We start from the raw sequence: 21,310 nt of genomic DNA on the forward strand, positions 1-21,310 counted from the left end.
GAGACCAAAATAATGTCAAACATAACCGCTATTTCTTATCTCATTTCGTCGGTGTTATTCATCCTCGCATTGCGTGGCTTGTCATCACCAACTACCTCACGCCAAGGCAATACCTTCGGTATGGTTGGTATGTTGCTCGCCGTCATTACTACTTTCTTCATTCCGGACTTTAAGCCAGTCTTTTCGCTCATCATTGGTGCCGTTGTCGGTGGTGCCATTATTGGTACGATCGCAGCTAAACGTGTGCAAATGACCAAGATGCCTGAGCTCGTAGCATTGATGCACTCCTTTGTTGGTTTATCAGCAGTATTGATCGCGATTGCAGCAGTCTTTAATCCAGCACAAGACCATACTGGCGCGCAAAAGATTGAACTCTTTATTGGCGCATTTATTGGTGCCATCACCTTTACTGCATCAGTGATTGCTTTCGGTAAATTATCAGGCAAGGTCAGCGGTAAGCCGGTGACCTTCTCTGGTCAGCACTTACTCAACTTAGTCTTAGCTATTGCGATGGTTGGCGCTGGCATCGCTTATTACATGGGCGATAGCCATGCCGCTTTCTTGGCAATGTGCGCGATTGCCTTGGTATTAGGGGTGACCTTAATTATTCCTATCGGTGGCGCTGATATGCCAGTAGTGGTCTCCATGCTAAACAGCTACTCTGGTTGGGCAGCGGCAGGCATCGGCTTTACCTTGAATAACCCAGTATTGATCATTGCAGGCGCTTGCGTAGGTTCTTCAGGCGCAATTCTGTCCTACATTATGTGTAAAGCAATGAACCGCTCTATTGTTGCGGTATTGCTTGGTGGCTTTGGCGCTGAAGCAGCCGCTGGTGGCGGCGATGATGGTGGTCCTAAGAACTACAAAACTGGCTCCCCAGAAGATGCGGCTTTCCTAATGGAGAATGCTGATACTGTCATCATCGTTCCTGGTTATGGTCTGGCAGTTGCGCGCGCTCAACACGCCTTAAAAGAATTAACTGAGAAATTAACTCACCATGGTGTGACAGTGAAATACGCGATTCACCCAGTGGCAGGTCGTATGCCTGGTCATATGAACGTTCTTTTAGCAGAAGCTGAAGTGCCATACGATCAAGTATTTGAAATGGAAGATATCAACAGCGACTTTGGACAGGCTGACGTTGTCTTAGTGCTAGGTGCAAACGACGTGGTGAACCCTGCCGCTCGCACGCCCGGTAGCCCCATTTTTGGCATGCCGATTTTGGAAGCCTTTAAAGCTAAAACAATTATTGTGAACAAACGCTCTATGGCTGCTGGCTACGCTGGTTTGGATAATGAACTCTTTTATATGGATAAAACCATGATGGTCTTCGGTGATGCGAAGAAGGTGGTTGAGGACATGGTCAAGGCTGTTGAGTAAGAGTAAACAATGAGTAACTTCATAAACCGCCTACGGGCGGTTTTTTAATGCGCTAAGATATGCCAAAGAAGTGTCAACAGAATGCTTCATCACTTCATAAGTTGAGACAATATGCAAATCAAGTCAGTATTACGAGCTTTACTCTTTTCCACATGTAATCTATTTTGGATTGGGTTGGCACACGCACAAACCAACTATCCCACTCGTACTATCCAAACCATCATGCCACTTCAAGCTGGTAGCGGTGTTGATATCTTGATGCGCCCGATTGCACAGAAAATGAGTGAGAGCTTGGGTCAAGCAATCACGATCGAGAATATTCCTGGAGGTGCAGGGTTAATTGGGACAGCCAAGGTCGCACAAAGTCCAGCTGATGGTTATGTTTTAGGTGCATTTAATGACAGCATCCTAACCATGTTGCCGAATCTTTATAAAAAAATTGATTACGATCCCGTACAAAGTTTTGCACCAATATCTGAAGTTGCTGCAATTACCTTTGTGATGGTTGCCAATCCGTCCTTTCCTGGAAACACTGCAGCAGACTTAGTGCGCATTGCCAAAGAGAAACCCGGCAAGATTGACTATGCCTCTGGAGGCAATGGCTCGCCACAACATATCGGCATGGAAATCTTCCGTCAATATACGGGCGCTCCCATTGTGCATATTCCTTATCGTGGTGCGGCTGCTGCAGTCACTGACGTCATGGCTGGCCAAGTGCCCGTAATGATTAGCGCCCTGTCTGTAGTGCTTCCCCATATTCGCGCCGGGAAGCTAAAGGTATTAGGAGTTGCCAGTAAAGCACGGTCTCCATTGCTACCCAACACACCAACAATCAACGAAAGTGTGAAAGGGTATGAGTTCTCAACCTGGGGCGCTCTGCTAGCACCCAAAGGTACTTCACCAGTCATGATTGAAAAACTAAATGAGTCTTTAGCTACCGCTCTAAAGGACCCAAAAATACGGGAACAACTCATTCAGCAAGGCTTTGAATTTGTCCCACTTGGCCCAGATCATCTAAAAGAAATGATTGCACAGGGATTGGTGAGGATGAAAAAGGTCATCAAGGATGGCGGCATTCAGCCTGATTGATAAAGAAGAGTAAGCAATAAAAAACGCCTGGTCTTTTGAACCAGGCGTTTTTACTTCAACGATCAGATGACCGCAGAAATGAACAGCTATTACATCATGCCGCCCATTCCACCCATACCGCCCATGCCACCCATATCAGGCATACCGCCACCAGCAGACTCATCTTTTGGTGCTTCGGAGATTGCGCAGTCAGTAGTCAACAACAAACCAGCAACAGAAGCTGCATTTACCAATGCTGTCTTCGTCACCTTAGTTGGGTCGATCACACCTTGTGCAACGAGGTCACCGTATTCACCGGTAGCTGCGTTGTAGCCATTATTACCTTTACTTTCTTGTACGGCATTCACAACTACACCAGCATCTTCACCGGCATTGCTGACAATAGTACGAAGTGGCTCTTGCATAGCGCGCAATACGATGCTGATACCAGCGTCTTGATCGGCGTTATCGCCTTTCAAGCCCTTGATGCCTTGCATCGCACGAATCAAAGCCACACCACCGCCAGGAACAATACCTTCTTCAACTGCGGCACGAGTAGCATGTAATGCGTCATCAACGCGAGCCTTCTTCTCTTTCATCTCTACTTCAGTAGCTGCGCCAACACGAATCACTGCAACACCGCCTGCCAACTTCGCAACGCGCTCTTGCAATTTTTCCTTGTCGTAGTCGCTAGTCGCTTCGTCGATCTGAACACGAATATTTTTCACACGAGCTTCAATCGCTTTAGCATCGCCAGCACCGTCAATAATGATGGTGTTTTCTTTGCCTACTTCGATACGCTTTGCTTGACCTAAGTGCTCAAGAGTTGTCTTCTCAAGCGTCAGGCCAATTTCTTCAGCAATAACAGTACCGCCAGTCAATATAGCGATGTCTTCTAACATTGCCTTACGACGATCACCGAAACCAGGAGCCTTAACAGCACAAGTTTTGATAATGCCGCGAATATTGTTTACAACCAAAGTTGCCAAGGCTTCACCTTCAACATCTTCAGCGATAATCAACAATGGGCGACCAGACTTAGCCACTTGCTCGAGCACTGGGAGCAAATCACGGATGTTGGCAATTTTCTTGTCAAACAAGAGAACGTATGGAGATTCCAATACCGCTACTTGTTTTTCTGGTTGATTAATGAAGTATGGAGAGAGGTAGCCACGGTCAAACTGCATACCTTCAACTACTTCAAGCTCATCTTCTAAAGACTTGCCATCTTCAACGGTGATAACACCCTCTTTACCTACCTTTTCCATTGCTTCTGCAATGCGCTGACCAATGCTATGGTCGCTGTTTGCAGAAATAGAACCTACCTGAGCAATTTCTTTAGTAGTAGTGCAAGGCTTGCTAATTTTTGCGAGCTCACCGATTGCGGCTGTCACTGCCTTGTCGATACCACGCTTCAAGTCCATTGGGTTATGACCTGAAACTACATACTTCATACCTTCGCGAACGATAGATTGCGCTAAAACAGTCGCTGTCGTTGTTCCGTCACCAGCGATATCTGCAGTTTTAGAAGCAACTTCCTTCACCATCTGCGCGCCCATGTTTTGAAGCTTGTCTTTGAGTTCGATTTCTTTTGCGACAGTTACACCATCTTTAGTGATGGTTGGACCACCGAATGAACGTTCAATAACTACGTTACGACCTTTTGGCCCCAAAGTAGTTTTTACTGCGTTCGCCAGAATATTGACGCCTTCGACCATCTTGGTGCGAGCGTTATCTCCAAATACAACGTCTTTTGCTGCCATGATTAAATTCCTCTCTTAAATACCGAAATTACTTCTGTACAACAGCCATGATGTCGTCTTCACGCATCACGATGAGTTCGTCGCCATCGACCTTAACGGTTTGACCAGCATATTTGCCAAACAACACGCGCTCGCCAACTTTGACGTCGAGTGCATTTAACTTGCCAGTTTCATCGCGCTTTCCTGGGCCAACTGCCAATACTTCACCTTGATCAGGCTTTTCTGCAGCCGCGTCAGGAATGATGATTCCAGATGCAGTTTTTGATTCTTGATCTAAACGCTTGATGATTACGCGATCATGTAAGGGACGCAAATTCATCTCTTCTCCTATGTTAGTAAGTGTTAACTCATTAAAAATCTATATAAATCAATGCTTTATAATCTCCCACAAACAAACTAAAGCTAATTTACTGGAAAACCAACTTTTTAGCACTCGCGTGTAGGGAGTGCTGATTATATAGGTCTGATTGCCAGGATTTCAAGGGCATATCTCCATAAATTCTTTAAGGATTTAACTCTTCCCTATACTTTGGACAGGCTGGTAGGACTATTCCTACAGATAAATCAGCCCAAAGCCCTTACCGCTCCAATCCGTCCTGCCTAGACTGGACAGTCACCGATTGGAGAATGCTGATGAGCCCGAAATCCCGGCTGTACACGCTTGTAAAGGCATGGAAGAACAAACCCTTCCAAGAAGTACGCGACGCCTGTGGCGCACCCTGGCTTGGCCTAAGTGGCCAAGCTCTTGAAGAACACCAATCCTGGTCCAAGCGACAAGCGATTAGTCATGAACCCATTTTTAACTGCAAGGGAACAAAACTGACCAGCTCTTTATTTAGACCATTGCTCGCAGCCTCCGATATGCAATTACTGCGTTTATTTATGGAGGGCTTAGATACGATTTCTTACTGGTATCGAAGTGGCCGTTTTATTCCTGGCATTTTGCCCATCCCAACGCACGTCATTGCCTCGAGTGCTTATGTGGATGCTTTGAGCGACCTCATTCTCAATTCACGACTGCCAGTAGGTCTAGTGACTCTGGGTATGCAAACACTTCCAACACCAGAACTTGTGGATGACTGTAAAGAAGGCTTGCTGCGCATGCGTCGACTTGGCGTCTTACTGCACTACCTTCAATTCACAGGAAGTGGAGATCAGCTGCATTGGGTTGAAGAGATGCAGATGGAGGGAGTCCATTTAGATATGAGCGTTCTTCGCGAGCAAACACTCTCACATGATGCGCTCGCAAAAATCAGACGCTCACCATATTCACCAACACAAATTTATGCAAGCAATATAGGACTCGTTAAAGATTTAGAGAATGCCTCAGATTGGCAAATGGATCACTGCTATGGCGGCCTTATGATGGCGCCAATAAGCCGACATCAAATGCTCCAGATCAACGATAGCCGCATAGCAAAAGCCATTTTTTCGCTGCACCCTCATCAACACCTAAACCTAAACGGAGACAAGTAATGAGAAAACGCGTGATGTTGGTAGATGACCATCCAGCAATGCTGATGGCTCTTAAAAGTATGTTGCAAGACCAGTTGCTATTCGAGGTAGTGGGCCAAGCCCAGAATGGCGAGGAATGCCTTCGATCCATTAAAGAGGTCAATCCAAATATGGTCATTCTAGATTTGGATATGCCCAAAACAGATGGGTTTGATGTTATTCGACGCATTGGTCTTATTTACCCGGATGTGCGCATGTTGATTTTATCCAGCATGGATGAAGCAGTTTATGGCGGTAGAGTGCGATCTTTAGGCGGTCATGGCTTTGTCAATAAAACGGCTGGTGCTGATGTCATCTTGGCAGCTTGTGTTGCAATCTCTCAGGGTTATAACTTTTTCACCCACGGGAAAAATGGTAATAGCTCTTTAACTGATAACGACAAACTTGCCCTGATTTCAGACCGAGAATTACAAGTCATGAAATACCTTGGTAAAGGTAATACCAACCAACAAATTTCTGACATGCTTCACATCAGCAATAAAACGGTGGCTACTTACAAGACACGAGTCTTTGACAAGCTTGGTATTAATAATATTGCGGATTTGATTTTGTTCTGCCGAATGAACAATATTATCGAAAGCTAAACAGTATGCATCGATTCATCATTCGCTCTATTGTTATGTCTGGCTTAATTTCTAGTGGTGCATTACACTCCATGAACTTGAGCCCTGCAGAGCAACGGTGGATCGATGCCCATCCAGTAGTGCACTTTAGTATTCATGAAAAATATGCCCCATATATTGAAAATCAACCAGGCCGGGGAACAGCTGGAGTTTTCAATGGATTACTCCAAAAGCTTGGGAACTTTACCCAGCAAGAATTTCGTCCAAAGTGGAGACGATCAGAGCAGGAAGGATTAAAGCAACTCTCTAGCGGTGAAGTTGACTTCATGATTGATCCACCCACCATGAATGATGACTACCTTCGCTTTGGCTCCTTATCAGAAGCTATCTTTTGGGGGCAGGATGCAGTTGTTACTAGAACAGATAGAGCAAGTAGCATGATTTCTCCAGCAAACATTGCTTACTTTGATCGCGGCTATGAAAACTCACCAATAAGATCTGACCCACAAGCCCGCGTTTCAAATCATGCAGAAAAACTCATGGTCGATCTCTTAAAAAATGATATCGAGGCATTAGTACTTCCCATTCGTTTGGCACAACAACTCATTGAGAGGCTGGATAAACCCCAACTACAGATTGATGGCTTGTATCAGCGCAAGCCTTTTGCCTATCGATGGTTGGTTTCCCATGAAGATGCTGCGCTTCATGTAGTGCTCGATCGATTTCTAGATAACCTTGACCCCATAGAGTCACGTCAACTCTTTGCGCTAGAGATCAACAAGCCAGAAGTCAGAAGCAATTACTGGAAGACGCTACCCTGGCTATCGACCTTAGCAATATTTTTAGGTGGAAGCTTGCTGCTGTGGCAGATGCGTAAAAGACAGTTACTTCAAGAGCAAGAGGCTGCCACTCTACTCTCTTCAAAAGAACTGGCTGAAAAAGCAAACGCCGCCAAGTCCTCCTTCTTAGCAACCATGAGCCATGAAATTCGTACGCCGATGAACGCCATTCTTGGAGTGCAAGAGCTGCTCTTAAATAGTCACCAATTTCCACCGCATGAAAAGTCTCTACTAAAGAGCGCTCATACTTCTGCCGAATCCCTTTTGGGAATCCTCAATCAAGTATTAGATCTTTCTAAAATTGAAGCAGGTAAGCTGATCTTGAACCCAGAACCCTGCTGCCTCAATAGTTTGATCGACAATATTGATCATGCGTTCTCGGCGGTCGCTCAAAAACAAAATCTCAGACTCCATACCTCCAAGGATCCTCGGATTGCTGAAGTGCTCATGATTGATTCATTGCGCCTACGTCAAACCTTACAAAACCTCATTAGCAATGCCATTAAATTTACCAATCATGGTGAAATTTACTTCTCCATAAGTGTTTTAGCAGATGATCATGCGGGTCAACTCATTGAATTTCGTGTAATTGATACTGGCGTAGGCATGGGTGCAGAAGAAATTCATCTTGCTCTACAAGCCTTTGAACAGATCCCAGGCAAAGGTGATCAAGAGAATGGCACTGGTCTTGGTCTAACGATTACCAATCATCTTGTCACTTCCATGAACAGTCAACTTTACTTTGAGAGTGCTCCTGGTTTTGGAAGTAATATCCATTTCTGCGTAGCCTTCCCACGTACGAGCATTGCACCATCAAAAAATCAATGCCCTACAGGTTTAACCTCTAGAAAACTCGTCTCAAAAAATCCTCAGGAGAAAGATCGGGAACTATTTGCCTTAGTGGTTGAGGATCATCCTGCAAGTAGGCAGATTATCTCCTTGCAGCTTCAAGCGCTTGGCATCCAAGTATCCGTCTGTGATAACGCCAACATAGCACTTAAGATGATTACTGAAGATGACTTTGATCTTTTAATCACAGATCAATCAATCCCGGGTATGCAGGGCTCTGAATTAGCGCAAAAAATTCGAGCACTGGGCCTTAAGAATCTTGTCATCATTGGGGTAACGGCAGATATCTACGCCCTTGAATCTCGCTACCAGTTTCTAGCAGCGGGCATGAATGGTGTACTCATTAAACCCCTCAGCCTCATGAGTCTTGAAAATGAGCTCGCACGTTATTTTGACTCCAAAGAGGTAGTTCAATATGGATCGCCTTCTGAGGGAGATTACCGGTTTGATGCCTTCTCCAATCTTCTGAAAAATAATCCTGCACATATACTCGTCATACTGGATGAGATTAAAAAAGTGCATGACGAAGCTCTACTAGCGATTGACTCTGAGGCCCTCGATGAAGCGACCGTATCAAGTCTCATTCATAAGGTGAAGGGTGGCGCACAATTGCTTAATGCAAAGAAATTTATTCAATCCTGTGAATCTTTAGAAAAAGAGCAGGATCTTCAAAATAAGATCTCTTCTTTCCAAAAGCTTCTTGAGGAACAAAACCAAGTAATCAAGCGTTACCAAACAAAGTATGCTGCCCCCTAAACCTGGGGAGATTTATATTCTGGCTCTCTAGGTTTATTCTATGGTGAATGAAACAAGCCATTCACCGATTAGCTTACCTATTTTTAGCAATCCTTTGGATTGGTAACCCCCTCATCGCTCATGCTGCGAAATCGGGAAATCCTGTAATCCCTCCTGTTATTGCAGGCAGCTTAGAGCGCAATCAGATCCCACTAGATGCTATTAGCATTTCAGTAACCGAAATTGAGCAGAGTAAGTCTGGCAAGTACGAAGCCAAAACTATCCTAGACTGGCGCGCTACTGAGGCCATGAATCCCGCCTCAACCATGAAGGTGCTTACAACGCTGGCTGGCCTGGATATTCTTGGGCCACAGTATCGCTGGCGTACCAAAGTATTTACTGATGGGTTTATTCGTAAGGGTACACTTAAAGGCAATCTCTATTTGCAAGGTAGTGGCGATCCTAAAATGATCCCCGAAGAGCTTGCCAAGCTCATGAAGAACTTGCAAGCACTGGGTATCCAAAAAATTGATGGTAATTTATTGTTTGATCGAAGCGCCTTTGCTCCCAACGTCATGGAACACAATACGATTGATGGCGAATCACTGCGTGCGTATAACGTGCCGCCTGACCCCTTGCTATACGCGTTTAGAACGCTGTCCTTTCAAATAGGCAAATCACGCACGGCTGACTTCATCGATCTTAGCTATACACCTGCATTATCCCAACTCAAGGTTGTAAACCAAATGCAATTGGTTGACCGTTCCTGTGATAGCTGGAAAAGTAATATTCGCTTTAGCCTAGAACCAGAAACAGGGATCAATACAGATCGATTACTGACTGCTCAGTTCTCAGGCCCCTTTCCTAGTGGGTGTAAGGGGGTTGATTACAACGTGGTCGCTCTTGATGCCAATACCTTTCTAACACAAGGATTTACTGCAGCCTGGGAATTAGCTGGCGGCACTTGGGCAAAGCCCCCTACCGGCAAAGATGCCGTAGTCCCAATAGCTGCCAGACTTTTGCTGCAGTTCGAAGGCATCAATTTGGCTGAAGATGTACAGGATATTAATAAATACTCCAACAATGTGATGGCGCGCCAACTTTTACTCACACTAGCACTAGAAAAAATGGGTAAACCAGCAACCACTAGTAATGGGGAGCTTGTCATACAAGGTTGGCTCAAACAAAATAGTTTGGAGTTCCCTGGCTTAGTGATCGAGAATGGCTCTGGTCTATCTCGCAATGAAGCTATTTCTGCAGGGCAAATGAATCAACTATTACTAACTGCCCACAACCTACCAATTAAAGAGGTGTTTTATAACAGTCTGCCAATTGCTGGGGCAGATGGCACTATGCGAAATCGCTTAATGACGCAACTCCGCAAATTTTTACATCTTAAGAAAAAGCCTGAGGCCAGAATTAAAACGGGATCACTTGCTGATGTACGCGCAATTGCTGGCTACGTAGTGAGTAAATCTGGAAAGATGTATGCAGTAAGCTCTTTTATTAACCATCCTAATGCATGGCGTGGCTTAGATGCCCACGATCAATTGCTGTCGTGGTTATTAGAAGGTGGCCCTGAACCAAAACAAGCGCGCTGAAGTCGATCTCTAACGCCATCCCATTCCTCACCAGTAGGAGGCTCAGGGAATAAAATGAGATCCCAGCCCTGCTGGTCCAGATCCCTGAGCGTACGATAGAGATGACTTGCAAAAGTAGCGGCATCACTAGATACAACTATTTCTTCAACATCAATTGAGGGATGGTCTTCCAAAACCAAGGAAGACTCTGAGTCCCACACTGCTACTGCCACTCGTGACTTAGTATCTGGGAACTCACTGAGCGTATCTAGCACTCGCCCTGGAGCATATAAGCGCAATGGAGTTGTTGGCGCGTAGTGCGCCTTGAGGTTACCTGATACTCTGGGTAGACTATCAAGGTCTTTCAATACTTCACCGACTTGATAGATCTTGATTCCCGTCTTGGCAAAAATTGCTTTCGGAGTAATCAATCCTGGTCGAAGCAAGACTGCATGATCGCCACTTGATAAATCAATAATGGTCGACTCGATCCCCACTTCACAATCGCCACCATCAAGCACCATCAATCCTAATTCACCTTCAAACTCACTGCGAACATCAGCCGCACTGGTGGGAGATACCTTACCAAAACGATTTGCTGACGGCGCTACAACACCGCCCTTAAATTTTCGCAATAACTCTTGAGCCACTGGATGGGCTGGTGCGCGAATCGCAACAGTGTCTTGACCTCCAGTAAGATCGCTCAGAACACTCTTATCTTTTTTGAATACCAGCGTTAATGGTCCAGGCCAAAATGTATTCATGAGTTTGAGTGCATTCTCAGATAAATCTCTTACCCATGGTGCTAAGACTGGGACCCAATCCACTTGAGTTTGGTCAAATTTATCTGGTGCTGCTAAATGCACAATTAAGGGATGGTTTGAAGGCCTACCTTTCATTGTGAAGATCTTTTTGATGGCCTCAGGATTTCTGGCATCTGCCCCTAAGCCATATACCGTCTCAGTAGGGAATGCGACTAATCCGCCATTACGCAAGGTTTGAACCGCTTCATGAATCACTGCAGAAGATTGCAGTGGCGCACTGTCCGATGTGTCCCTAGACATTTCTAGGGCTCGATACCTAATTCAGTAGCAACAGCTGCACAATTTTGGCGTGCTTCATTTAAAACTTCACCTAAGCAATTAATGTGCCCCATTTTTCTGCCAATACGGGGGGCTGATTTTCCATAGAGGTGTAACTTCACATCGGGATGAGCAAGCACTTTATCCCAAGCAGGTTCTTTTGCCTGATCTTCGCTACCCTCGAACCAAAGATCGCCTAGAAGATTTAACATCGAAACAGGCGCCAATTGACGAGTGTCACCTAATGGCAGGCGAGCCATAGCTCTGACTTGCTGCTCAAATTGACTACTCACACAAGCATCCATGGTGTAGTGACCGGAGTTATGGGGGCGTGGTGCGATCTCATTAGCAACGATGTCGCCATTCTTCAGAATGAAAAATTCAATACACAGTACGCCTACATAATCAATCTTCCGAATCAGCGCTTTGGCCGCTTCAATAATTTTCTTTTCTTGAGCAGGCTTTAAGGATGGTGCTGGCACCGTAGAGGTATGCAAAATACCATCGCGATGAATATTTTGAGAGACGGGATAAGCAACTACCGTATCGTCATAGCCCCGCACCACCAAAGCAGAGACCTCAAAATCCAATTCCATACGCTTTTCTAATACGCAAGGCACTTTACCTAGCTCCGCCCAAGCAGCGGGCAAGTCAGCAGCAGCAAGGACGGTGATTTGACCCTTACCGTCATAACCCATGCGAGCTGTTTTCAAAATCCCAGGGAACAGTTCTCCTGGCGTATGCGCAATATCAGCATCGTGCTCAATGACAAAGTTTGGAGCTGGCCCAATATTGGTTTCAGACTTCCAGGTAGCCAAGAAATTTTTTTCAGCAATCCGGTTCTGCGCCAAAGAAACACAGCTACTACGAGGAGCAACAAAAACGCCTAAAGATTCCAACTCATCCAATGCTTGTGCAGGAACATTTTCAAACTCAGTACTCACAGATGAGCAAAGAGATGCCATTTCCTTTAAAGCTGCAGAGTTGGTGTAATCAGCTTGGATAAATTTTTCAGCAATCGAACCTGCGGGACTATCAGAGCCCGGATCTAGAACGCAAACTTTGTAGCCCATCGCTTGAGCAGCCTGAGTAAACATCCGCCCCAATTGACCGCCACCTAATATTCCTAAATACGAACCCGGCAAAATGGGCTCCATGCGATCTGCCATGTAATTAATATCCCGGCAAGTTCATAGAACGCGCGGTATCTGATTGCTTCACGCGGAACTCTTCAAGACGCTTAGCCAAATCAGCATCATGCAAGGCTAAGCCTGCAATAACATGCAAAGCCGCGTTTGCTGCACCAGCTTCGCCAATCGCAAAGGTTGCTACAGGAACACCCTTTGGCATTTGTACAATCGAATATAAAGAATCTTCACCACGCAAATATTTGCTGGCGACTGGAACACCATAAATCGGAATAATTGTTTTAGAGGCCAGCATACCTGGTAAGTGAGCTGCTCCACCTGCACCAGCAATGATGGCTTGCAAGCCATTAGCTTGAGCGTTTTCAGCATACTGAAACATATCATCGGGCATGCGGTGTGCGGAGAGTACTTTTGCTTCGTGAGCAATACCAAATTGCTCAAGCATCTGAGCGGCGTGCTGCATGGTATCCCAATCTGAATTGGAACCCATCACTATTCCGACTATTGGCATCTTGCTCATTTACCTCTCCAAATACCCTAACTATCGAGTCAATATCTATTAAGGACTCTATTATCCCTGAGTTAGGTCTACTCAGTTAAGCGACTCAGGGCTTCACGATACTTTTGAGCCGTCTTTTCAATTACTTCAGCGGGTAATTGCGGGGCAGGCGCTGTCTTAGGCCATAGCTGGCCATTTACCTGAGCAGTTTCCAGCCAATCACGCACAAACTGCTTGTCATAGGACGGTGGGTTTGAGCCCACGTAATAGGTCTCAGCTGGCCAAAAACGTGAAGAATCTGCCGTGAGAATCTCATCCATTAAAACCAATTGACCGGCATCATCCAGACCAAACTCAAACTTAGTATCGGCAATGATGATTCCGCGAGTAGCAGCATATTCAGAAGCTTCTTGATAAAGACGAATGCTGACTTCACGAATTTGATTGGCCAATTTTTCGCCAATCAACTCAATAACTTTTTCAAAGGAAATATTTTCATCATGCTCACCAACTTCAGCTTTAGCGGCAGGAGTAAAAATAGGTTCGGGTAATTTTTGGGCGTTCTCTAAACCAGCGGGCAATGCAATGCCACAAACTTTACCGGTGTCTTTGTAATCCTTCCAACCGCTACCAGCAAGATAGCCGCGCACCACTGCCTCAACTAATATAGGCTTTAAGCACTTCGCAACTACTGCGCGCCCCTTAACTTGCTCAACTTCATCAGCTGCGACGACAGTTACAGGATCGATACCAGTCAAATGGTTTGGGATTACCTTGCTTAACTTATCAAACCAAAAGTTAGCCATTTGATTGAGGACAATACCTTTTTCTGGAATAGGCTCGCCCATCACTACATCAAACGCAGATAAGCGATCCGTTGTAATCATGAGAAGCTTGTCATCGCCCAGTGCATAGACATCACGCACCTTGCCTTTGGACAGCAAAGGCAATGACTTAATCGAAGTTGCGTATAGAGCGGGCATATTTAAATCACTTGACGATCTGAGCTAACTTACCGCTCTTATACAGCTCAGCCATTTTTTCCAAAGGAATCGGTTTAATTTTAGAAGCTTGGCCAGCAGAACCAAATGCTTGGAAACGTGCAATACAAACTTTCTTAGCCGCTTCGCGGGCTGGCTTCAGATAATCACGTGGATCAAATTTGCTTGGGTTCTCAAACAGATAACGGCGGATAGCACCAGTCATCGCCAAACGAATATCGGTGTCAATGTTGATCTTACGAACACCATTCTTGATGCCCTCTTGAATCTCTTCAACTGGCACACCGTAGGTTTCTTTCATATCACCACCAAACTCACGAATCTCAGCGAGCAACTCTTGTGGCACGCTAGAGGAGCCATGCATTACCAGGTGGGTATTCGGAATACGCGCATGAATTTCTTTAATACGATCAATTGCCAAAATATCGCCCGTAGGTTTTTTGGTGAATTTATAGGCCCCATGACTGGTACCAATCGCAATAGCCAAGGCATCACACTGAGTTGCCTTCACAAAGTCCGCGGCCTGCTCCACATCCGTTAATAATTGCTCGCGAGTCATCTTGCCATCAGCACCATGGCCATCTTCTTTGTCGCCCTGCATAGTTTCTAAAGAACCTAATACGCCAAGCTCAGCTTCAACGGTAACGCCAATAGAGTGAGAGAACTTCACGACTTCTCTAGAAACATCTACGTTGTATTCATAACTTGCAACGGATTTGCCATCAGCCTCTAGAGAGCCATCCATCATGACACTCGTAAAACCGCTCTTGATAGCAGCCATACAGACTGCTGGGCTTTGACCGTGATCCTGATGCATCACTACTGGGATGTGGGGATAAGCTTCAACTGCTGCAGATATCAGATGACGCAGGAAGGCTTCACCAGCATATTTACGAGCGCCAGCGGATGCTTGCATGATCACTGGAGAATCAGCCTCATTTGCAGCTTCCATAATCGCAGTCACTTGCTCTAAGTTATTGACGTTGAAAGCTGGTAAGCCATAGCCATTTTCGGCAGCATGATCCAAGAGTTGTCGTAAAGATACTAAAGCCATGATGTTCTCTTAATGTGTATTGAGTAAATAGTTAAATTTGATGAGTGGTGAATTACTTCACATGAATGATCTTGAGAGTATTGGTACCACCGGGCTCACCCATTGGCTCACCAGAAGTTAATACCACCGTATCGCCTTTTTTGACTGCCCCTAATTTCTTTAAGCATGCCTCTACTTCTTGCAAGGCAGTGTCACGATCCTTGGTGTAATCCAAGCCAATTGGCGTGACATTACGGTAAGTACTTAAGGCACGTTGAGTGGCAATCTTAGAGGTCAATGCAAAGATGGGCACATGAATATTGTGACGACTCATCCAAATTGCCGTTGAACCTGAATCAGTCAAAGCAGCAATCGCGTTTGCATTGAGGTGATGAGCGGTAAATAAAGCGCCTAAGGCAATCGTTTGATCAATCCGCGTAAAGGTTTGATCCAAGAAATCGGTATCTATTTTCACGCGATCTGACTTCTCTGCCTCCACACAGATCTCTGCCATCGCTTTGATGGTTTGAACTGGATACATGCCAGCGGCAGATTCAGCGGAAAGCATAACGGCATCAGTACCATCAAGCACTGCGTTTGCCACGTCGCTGACTTCTGCACGCGTTGGCACTGGAGCATTAATCATGGACTCCATCATTTGGGTGGCAGTGATTGTGAATTTATCAGCCTCAAGAGCCCATGCAATCATTCGTTTTTGCAAAGCAGGTACTGCGGCATTGCCAACTTCAATCGCTAGGTCACCACGGGCAACCATGATGCCATCGCTTTCAGCAATAATACTTTTTAATGCTTCAGGCTCAATCGCTTCTGCACGCTCTACTTTAGCAATTGTTCTTACCTTACCAACGCCATACTTAGCGCTAGCAGCATCTGCTAACTTGCGCGCGTAAGCCATATCAGCACCATCTTTAGGGAAGCTGATCGCTAAAAAATCAACGCCCATTGCAATGGCTGCATCCAAGTCAGCAATATCTTTTTCAGTCAAAGCGGGTGCGGTTAAGCCACCGCCAGCACGGTTAATGCCTTTATTATTTGAGAGCGGGCCACCTTGCTCCACGAGCGTGAAAATTTCTCCGCCCTTAACGCTTTCAACACGGAGTACAACTAGGCCGTCATTTAATAAAAGACGATCGCCCGACTTCACATCGCTAGGCAGCTCTTTATAGTCGAGGCCAACACGTTCTTGATTGCCAAGCTCACAAGCCACATCGAGAATAAATTTCTCGCCCTCTTTCAGCAAAATTTTGCTGTCCACAAATTTGCCAACACGAATCTTTGGTCCTTGCAGATCGGCCATGATGCCAACTTCTCTGCCGACCTCAGCAGAAATGCTGCGGACTAAATCGTGACGTGCCTTATGATCTGCCACGGTGCCGTGTGAAAAATTCATGCGGACCACATCAACACCCGCACGAATCATGTCGCGTAAAACTTCAGGCTTTTCTGATGCTGGCCCTAAGGTTGCAATAATTTTGGTCGCTCTAAGCATAATTAGTCTTTCGCCCTTTCGGCAAGCACTGCAAAGGCTGGGAGGGTTTTGCCTTCGAGAAATTCCAAGAAAGCGCCCCCGCCAGTTGAGATGTAATCCACTTGATTTTCAATACCATACTTGGCAATCGCTGCCAAAGTATCGCCACCACCTGCAATCGAAAATGCAGGTGAATGAGCAATTGCTGCAGCCAACATTTTCGTACCGCCACCAAACTGGTCAATCTCAAATACACCGAGAGGACCATTCCAAACGATCGTGCCAGCATGCGCAAGCATGATCGATAAACGTGCCGCCGTCTTGGGGCCAATATCCAAAATCATGTCATCTTCTGCAACTTGATCTGCAGGTACACGGTTTGCGCGAGCTAGTGGCGAGAGTTCATTCGCGACCACGACATCTTCGGGAATGGGCACATGTGCGCCACGCTTTTCCATGAGATCCATGATTTCTCGGGCCTCATTAACCAAGTCTGGCTCAGCAAGAGACTTCCCAATTGACAAGCCCTTCGCCAACATAAATGTATTCGCAATACCACCACCAACAATCAATTCATCTACTTTTTCAGAGAGTGCTTTGAGAATGGTCAACTTAGAAGATACTTTAGAGCCTGCCACAATCGCTACGAGCGGGCGCTTCGGACTTGCTAACGCACGACTCAAAGCATCTAACTCAGCCGCCATTAGTGGCCCAGCACAAGCAATCGGTGCAAACTTCGCCACCCCATTCGTGGTTGCCTCAGCACGATGTGCTGTGCCAAAGGCATCATTTACATATACATCACACAGAGCAGCAATTTTTTTTGCTAACCCATCATTATTCTTTTTTTCGCCAACATTTAAACGGCAATTTTCGAGGAGAACTATTTCACCTGGATTGACTTCAAAGCCGCCGTCTACCCAATTACTAATTAGAGGTACTTTACGATTGAGTAAAGTGGCAATGCGATCCGCTACCGGAGCCAAACTATCTTCAGGCTTAAATTCACCTTCAGTGGGTCGACCTAAATGTGAAGTGACCATCACCGCTGCGCCAGCATCCAAACACATTTGTACCGCTGGCATGGATGCCCGAATACGAGTGTCTTCGGTAATATTTCCAGCCTCGTCTTGCGGCACATTGAGGTCAGCGCGAATGAAGACCCGTTTTCCCTTTAATTGGCCTGATTGGGCCAATTCGCTTAAGCGCTTAACTTTAAATAAGGATTCCGGCATGAAGATGGCTAAATATGGTGATTTATGGGAAAACTCCATTCTAAATCCTCTAGCCCTGCCACACCGAAGGACACAAGCATCTGACTCGGCAGCCTGCTCTACAATAGAGGTTTGGACGCACTTTGAGTCAAAAGGCCTAAAACCCCCTGACCTGGCATCCCGATTAATCCGCTATTACATATAGCCTATAGACATAAAAGGTAGAGAAAATGTCGATGTCCGACCGCGATGGCTTTATTTGGTCCGATGGGAAGCTAATTCCTTGGCGTGAGGCCAATATTCACGTTCTAACCCATAGCCTACATTACGGCATGGGCGTATTTGAAGGTATTCGTGCCTATAAAACCCCCCAAGGTACCGCGATTTTCCGCCTCCCAGAGCACGTTAAACGTCTCTTTAATGGCACCAAGATCTTCCAAATGAACATGCCTTATAGCCAGGAAGAGATCACTAACGGCATTATTGATGTAGTGAACAGCAATAAGCTGGAATCCTGCTATATCCGCCCCATCATCTTTATTGGCTCCCAAAAACTGGGCATCTCCCCTAAAGGCAATAGTATTCATACTGCCATCGCCGCATGGGAATGGGGTGCTTATTTAGGCGAAGATGGCCTCAATAAAGGCATTCGCGTTAAGACCTCCTCCTTTACCCGCCACTTCGTGAATTCTTCACTCGTGCGCGCCAAAGCATCTGGCTATTACATCAACTCCATTCTGGCTAATCAAGAAGTCACCGCCAATGGATACGACGAAGCGTTATTGCTTGATACCGAGGGTTATGTTTCTGAAGGCTCCGGCGAGAATATTTTTATGATCAGTAATGGCATTGTTTACACGCCTGACTTAGCCTCCTGTCTTGACGGCATCACCCGTGGCTCGATCATTCAAATTGTGAAAGACATGGGACTTGAGTTGCGTGAAAAACGTATCACTCGCGATGAGATCTACTCTGCTGATGAAGCCTTCTTTACTGGCACCGCCGCAGAAGTGACACCAATTCGTGAACTTGATGACCGGACGATTGGTGACGGTAAGCGCGGCCCTATCACTGAAAAAATTCAGAAGATCTATTTCGATGCGGTCTATGGCAGAAGCGACAATTACAAATCCTGGCTTACTTACGTTAAATAAGTTAAATCAAATTTAGCTAATAGGAAGTAGAACATGACTCAAGCTCAAGCAATGATGGTGGATGGTAAAGATCTACCATTACATTGCCCTACCAATAAAACGCCGGCATGGAACTCTCATCCACGAGTATTTTTGGACATCACTAAAACCGGGGAAGCAAAGTGTCCGTATTGCGGCGCTGAGTACAAACTCATTCCTGGCACAGAGCCACACGGACACTAAGCCTTATCAGCACCTCCGGCTAACTCGGGGTGCTGAGTCGGGATACATCACATGCAAGGTATTCTGATCATCGCTCCCAACTGGATTGGGGATGCTGTCATGACACAGCCTTTATTGACAAGGCTTAAGGCGCAATATCCAGAATCAAAAATAGATGTACTTGCTAGCACCTGGGTTGCGCCTATTTATCGCGCCTGTCATGCAGTGAACGAAGTCATTGAAGCAAAGTTTGAGCATCAGCAATTACAGTGGAGATTGCGCAAGCAGCTAGCAAAAGATCTTCAATCCAAAAACTATCAAGCCTGCTTTATTTTGCCGAATAGCTTTAAATCCGCACTCATTCCCTGGTTGGCGAACATTCCATTCCGCATTGGGTATCGCGGTGAACTTCGTTATGGCTTAATTAATTTATCACTTGATAACCCAAGCAAAATCAATCGCCCACCGATGGTAGAGCACTACCTCGCCCTTAGTCAGCTCTTACAAGATGACGAAGAAAGTTCATCATCCGCATTAAGACCAACACTTAATGTTTCATCTCTTGCAAAGCGGTCCGTAGAGCAAAAATTGGCGGGGGCCAACATCAACCCCAAGTCTCTTTTTATATTCTGCCCAGGCGCTGAATACGGTCCCACAAAGCGCTGGCCCACCAAGCATTTTGCACAGCTTGCAAAAAATATTCTTGAAGGAGATGCAAACGCCCAAATCATTCTTTTGGGTGGTAAAGGTGATCAAGAAATTGCACAAAATATTCAAGCAGAAACTGGCCTTCACGCTAACATACATAACTGGTGTGGCAGTACTTCTTTGGATGAAGCGATTGCTCTGATTGGCATAGCTAAGGCCGTAGTGAGCAATGACTCTGGATTAATGCATATTGCAGCGGCACTGAAAACTCCTCAGGTAGCCATTTTTGGGTCTAGCGACCCCGCTCATACTCCACCCTTGTCTGATAAAGCTAAAGTGCTTTGGCTTAATCTTCCCTGTAGCCCTTGTCACCAAAAGATCTGTCCATTAGGTCACTTACGGTGCCTCAATGACATCCTCCCGCAGCAAGTTTTGGCTACACTGAATACCTTGCAATAAATTCTCAGGAAACTTGAGCCATGACCAAACTAGCCAGACTCTTTCACAATGCAGATGAGGTGGTTGAGGCTTGGCGTGATGCTCTGCGTCATCGAGACGTTAAAGGTGCGTTAGACATTTGGTTAGATGATGACTCCATCACTTGCGTACTTCCTGAGGGACATCGTCTCAGTGGTCACGCAGAAATTCGTGAAGGTTTAGAAAGACTGTTATCTAAACAAGCCTTATTTTTAGAGCCGATTGCTTGCATTAGCCACTCTATTCTTGGAGCGGCGGTGTATGACACTACAGAAGCCGTTCACCTAAGAGCAGATCAAGTCGAAGCTGAATTTTTTCTCAACATCACTTTAGTACTGTTACAAGATAGTCAAGGTTGGCGTATTGCTCACCTGCATGCTAGTCGTTCAACGGATGATACATTTGATGCACCCTCTACTCCACACGGCTTGCATTAATTAATATGGACGAGCAAGTACTGCGCTCGCTCATTAAATGGCCCAATGTGCCAGATTGCTTTGGCTGGTTAGCCTTAGACCGCCGTGGTCAATGGCGGATGGTTGACGAATTTGCACAACAAAATAAATTACCAGGTCAAGTCATTCAGCATATTGCTTTAAATGAATTCATCTCCCGCAATTACGCGAGCGACCAATTAGGAAGATTCTTTTTCCAGAATGGTCCGCAACGGGTTTTCATTAGTCTAGCAGCAACGCCTTGGATCGTTCGCATCATCCCAAGCGAACAAGGTCAGCAACTCATGACCCAATGTCAAACGCAAATGAAACCAAGCGCTGCGCTTAGTGATGAAAATGGCAGTATCTATATTCTTGGATCGATTAAGCAAGCAATTTATCAAGACCTTAAGACCCAACAGTTTGAAGTCGAAGAACACGATAGCATCGGTCTCTTACATGATCACGATTTAGATCAATTTTCCGAGCTAGCCCAGCTTCGCGAAGAGGCCTGTAGTTTCGGTGGTTCTTGGAATTGGCATGGCGAACAATTACCTCTAGATCCAATACATTCTGAAGAGCTAGCTAAGCGATTTGGTTTCGTTAAACAACCAAAGCCTTAACTCCAAAAACCTAAA

General features: G+C 45.7%; 20 protein-coding genes. 11 read left to right on the forward strand and 9 right to left on the reverse strand.

The window, feature by feature from the left end; all coding sequences use genetic code 11:
- Positions 1 to 12: 12 nt before the first annotated feature.
- Both AOC29_RS09660 and AOC29_RS09665 read left to right on the forward strand, forming a co-directional pair.
- On the forward strand, positions 13 to 1,380 hold the full coding sequence (locus tag AOC29_RS09660) for an NAD(P)(+) transhydrogenase (Re/Si-specific) subunit beta (protein ID WP_215295778.1): 1,368 nt from the start codon (positions 13 to 15) through the stop codon (positions 1,378 to 1,380).
- A gap of 174 nt (positions 1,381 to 1,554) precedes the next feature.
- Complete coding sequence (locus AOC29_RS09665; RefSeq protein ID WP_215295779.1) at positions 1,555 to 2,469, forward strand: tripartite tricarboxylate transporter substrate binding protein; 915 nt, start codon at positions 1,555 to 1,557, stop codon at positions 2,467 to 2,469.
- A gap of 89 nt (positions 2,470 to 2,558) precedes the next feature.
- Here AOC29_RS09665 and groL read toward each other — a convergent pair whose 3' ends face one another.
- Together groL and AOC29_RS09675 are read right to left on the reverse strand one after the other, a co-directional pair.
- Positions 2,559 to 4,211 (reverse strand): chaperonin GroEL, encoded by a 1,653-nt coding sequence (gene groL, locus AOC29_RS09670; RefSeq protein ID WP_215295780.1) that lies wholly within the window; start codon positions 4,209 to 4,211, stop codon positions 2,559 to 2,561.
- 28 nt (positions 4,212 to 4,239) lie between these two features.
- A complete protein-coding gene (locus AOC29_RS09675) occupies positions 4,240 to 4,530 on the reverse strand; it encodes a co-chaperone GroES (protein ID WP_215295781.1) in 291 nt (96 codons plus the stop codon).
- A gap of 314 nt (positions 4,531 to 4,844) precedes the next feature.
- Between AOC29_RS09675 and AOC29_RS09680 the strand changes: the two genes are divergently transcribed.
- The 4 genes from AOC29_RS09680 to dacB are packed head-to-tail and all read left to right on the forward strand — an operon-like array spanning position 4,845 to position 10,313.
- A complete protein-coding gene (locus tag AOC29_RS09680; protein WP_215295782.1) occupies positions 4,845 to 5,687 on the forward strand; it encodes a diguanylate phosphodiesterase in 843 nt (280 codons plus the stop codon).
- Complete coding sequence (locus AOC29_RS09685) at positions 5,687 to 6,310, forward strand: response regulator transcription factor (RefSeq protein WP_215295783.1); 624 nt, start codon at positions 5,687 to 5,689, stop codon at positions 6,308 to 6,310. Before AOC29_RS09680 ends, AOC29_RS09685 begins: the two co-directional genes overlap by 1 nt.
- Positions 6,311 to 6,315: 5 nt before the next feature.
- Complete coding sequence (locus AOC29_RS09690) at positions 6,316 to 8,733, forward strand: ATP-binding protein (protein ID WP_215295784.1); 2,418 nt, start codon at positions 6,316 to 6,318, stop codon at positions 8,731 to 8,733.
- Positions 8,734 to 8,780: 47 nt separating this feature from the next.
- Complete coding sequence (dacB, locus tag AOC29_RS09695; protein ID WP_215295785.1) at positions 8,781 to 10,313, forward strand: D-alanyl-D-alanine carboxypeptidase/D-alanyl-D-alanine-endopeptidase; 1,533 nt, start codon at positions 8,781 to 8,783, stop codon at positions 10,311 to 10,313.
- On the opposite strand, the gene AOC29_RS09700 is transcribed toward dacB, so the two are convergent.
- The 7 genes from AOC29_RS09700 to AOC29_RS09730 all read right to left on the reverse strand — a co-directional run bounded on the left by AOC29_RS09700 (position 10,259) and on the right by AOC29_RS09730 (position 17,779).
- Positions 10,259 to 11,356, reverse strand: coding sequence for an L-threonylcarbamoyladenylate synthase (locus AOC29_RS09700; protein WP_215295786.1), 1,098 nt, complete (start codon positions 11,354 to 11,356; stop codon positions 10,259 to 10,261). The two genes, dacB and AOC29_RS09700, sit on opposite strands and share 55 nt — an antisense overlap.
- 2 nt (positions 11,357 to 11,358) lie before the next feature.
- Positions 11,359 to 12,543: a 5-(carboxyamino)imidazole ribonucleotide synthase gene (locus AOC29_RS09705; RefSeq protein WP_215295787.1), complete on the reverse strand. Its 1,185-nt coding sequence runs from the start codon at positions 12,541 to 12,543 to the stop codon at positions 11,359 to 11,361.
- A 4-nt stretch (positions 12,544 to 12,547) separates the two neighbouring features.
- Entirely contained in the window at positions 12,548 to 13,042 is a 495-nt protein-coding gene (purE, locus tag AOC29_RS09710; protein ID WP_215295788.1) for a 5-(carboxyamino)imidazole ribonucleotide mutase, read from the reverse strand.
- A gap of 68 nt (positions 13,043 to 13,110) precedes the next feature.
- A complete protein-coding gene (locus AOC29_RS09715) occupies positions 13,111 to 14,004 on the reverse strand; it encodes a phosphoribosylaminoimidazolesuccinocarboxamide synthase (protein WP_215295789.1) in 894 nt (297 codons plus the stop codon).
- A gap of 7 nt (positions 14,005 to 14,011) precedes the next feature.
- The gene (gene fba / locus AOC29_RS09720; RefSeq protein WP_215295790.1) at positions 14,012 to 15,076 is read right to left on the reverse strand and encodes a class II fructose-bisphosphate aldolase; all 1,065 of its coding nucleotides are present in this window, start codon (positions 15,074 to 15,076) and stop codon (positions 14,012 to 14,014) included.
- Positions 15,077 to 15,128: 52 nt separating this feature from the next.
- The gene (gene pyk / locus AOC29_RS09725) at positions 15,129 to 16,565 is read right to left on the reverse strand and encodes a pyruvate kinase (protein ID WP_215295791.1); all 1,437 of its coding nucleotides are present in this window, start codon (positions 16,563 to 16,565) and stop codon (positions 15,129 to 15,131) included.
- Positions 16,566 to 16,567: 2 nt separating this feature from the next.
- A complete protein-coding gene (locus AOC29_RS09730) occupies positions 16,568 to 17,779 on the reverse strand; it encodes a phosphoglycerate kinase (protein ID WP_215297500.1) in 1,212 nt (403 codons plus the stop codon).
- A gap of 209 nt (positions 17,780 to 17,988) precedes the next feature.
- On the opposite strand from AOC29_RS09730, the gene AOC29_RS09735 reads away from it, so the two are divergent.
- Genes AOC29_RS09735 through AOC29_RS09755 form a run of 5 tightly spaced genes read left to right on the forward strand, consistent with a single transcriptional unit; the run spans position 17,989 to position 21,295 of the window.
- Positions 17,989 to 18,912, forward strand: a complete 924-nt coding sequence (locus AOC29_RS09735) for a branched-chain amino acid transaminase (RefSeq protein WP_215295792.1) — start codon at positions 17,989 to 17,991, stop codon at positions 18,910 to 18,912.
- 33 nt (positions 18,913 to 18,945) lie between these two features.
- Positions 18,946 to 19,134: a zinc-finger domain-containing protein gene (locus tag AOC29_RS09740; RefSeq protein WP_215295793.1), complete on the forward strand. Its 189-nt coding sequence runs from the start codon at positions 18,946 to 18,948 to the stop codon at positions 19,132 to 19,134.
- A 51-nt stretch (positions 19,135 to 19,185) separates the two neighbouring features.
- The gene (gene waaF, locus AOC29_RS09745) at positions 19,186 to 20,220 is read left to right on the forward strand and encodes a lipopolysaccharide heptosyltransferase II (protein WP_215295794.1); all 1,035 of its coding nucleotides are present in this window, start codon (positions 19,186 to 19,188) and stop codon (positions 20,218 to 20,220) included.
- Between the two features lie 20 nt (positions 20,221 to 20,240).
- The gene (locus tag AOC29_RS09750) at positions 20,241 to 20,675 is read left to right on the forward strand and encodes a nuclear transport factor 2 family protein (RefSeq protein WP_215295795.1); all 435 of its coding nucleotides are present in this window, start codon (positions 20,241 to 20,243) and stop codon (positions 20,673 to 20,675) included.
- A 5-nt stretch (positions 20,676 to 20,680) separates the two neighbouring features.
- Entirely contained in the window at positions 20,681 to 21,295 is a 615-nt protein-coding gene (locus AOC29_RS09755) for a DUF2946 family protein (protein ID WP_215295796.1), read from the forward strand.
- The last annotated feature ends 15 nt before the right edge of the window (positions 21,296 to 21,310 follow it).

It is taken from the genome of Polynucleobacter sp. JS-JIR-5-A7 (assembly GCF_018687935.1).
Classification (GTDB): Bacteria; Pseudomonadota; Gammaproteobacteria; order Burkholderiales; family Burkholderiaceae; genus Polynucleobacter.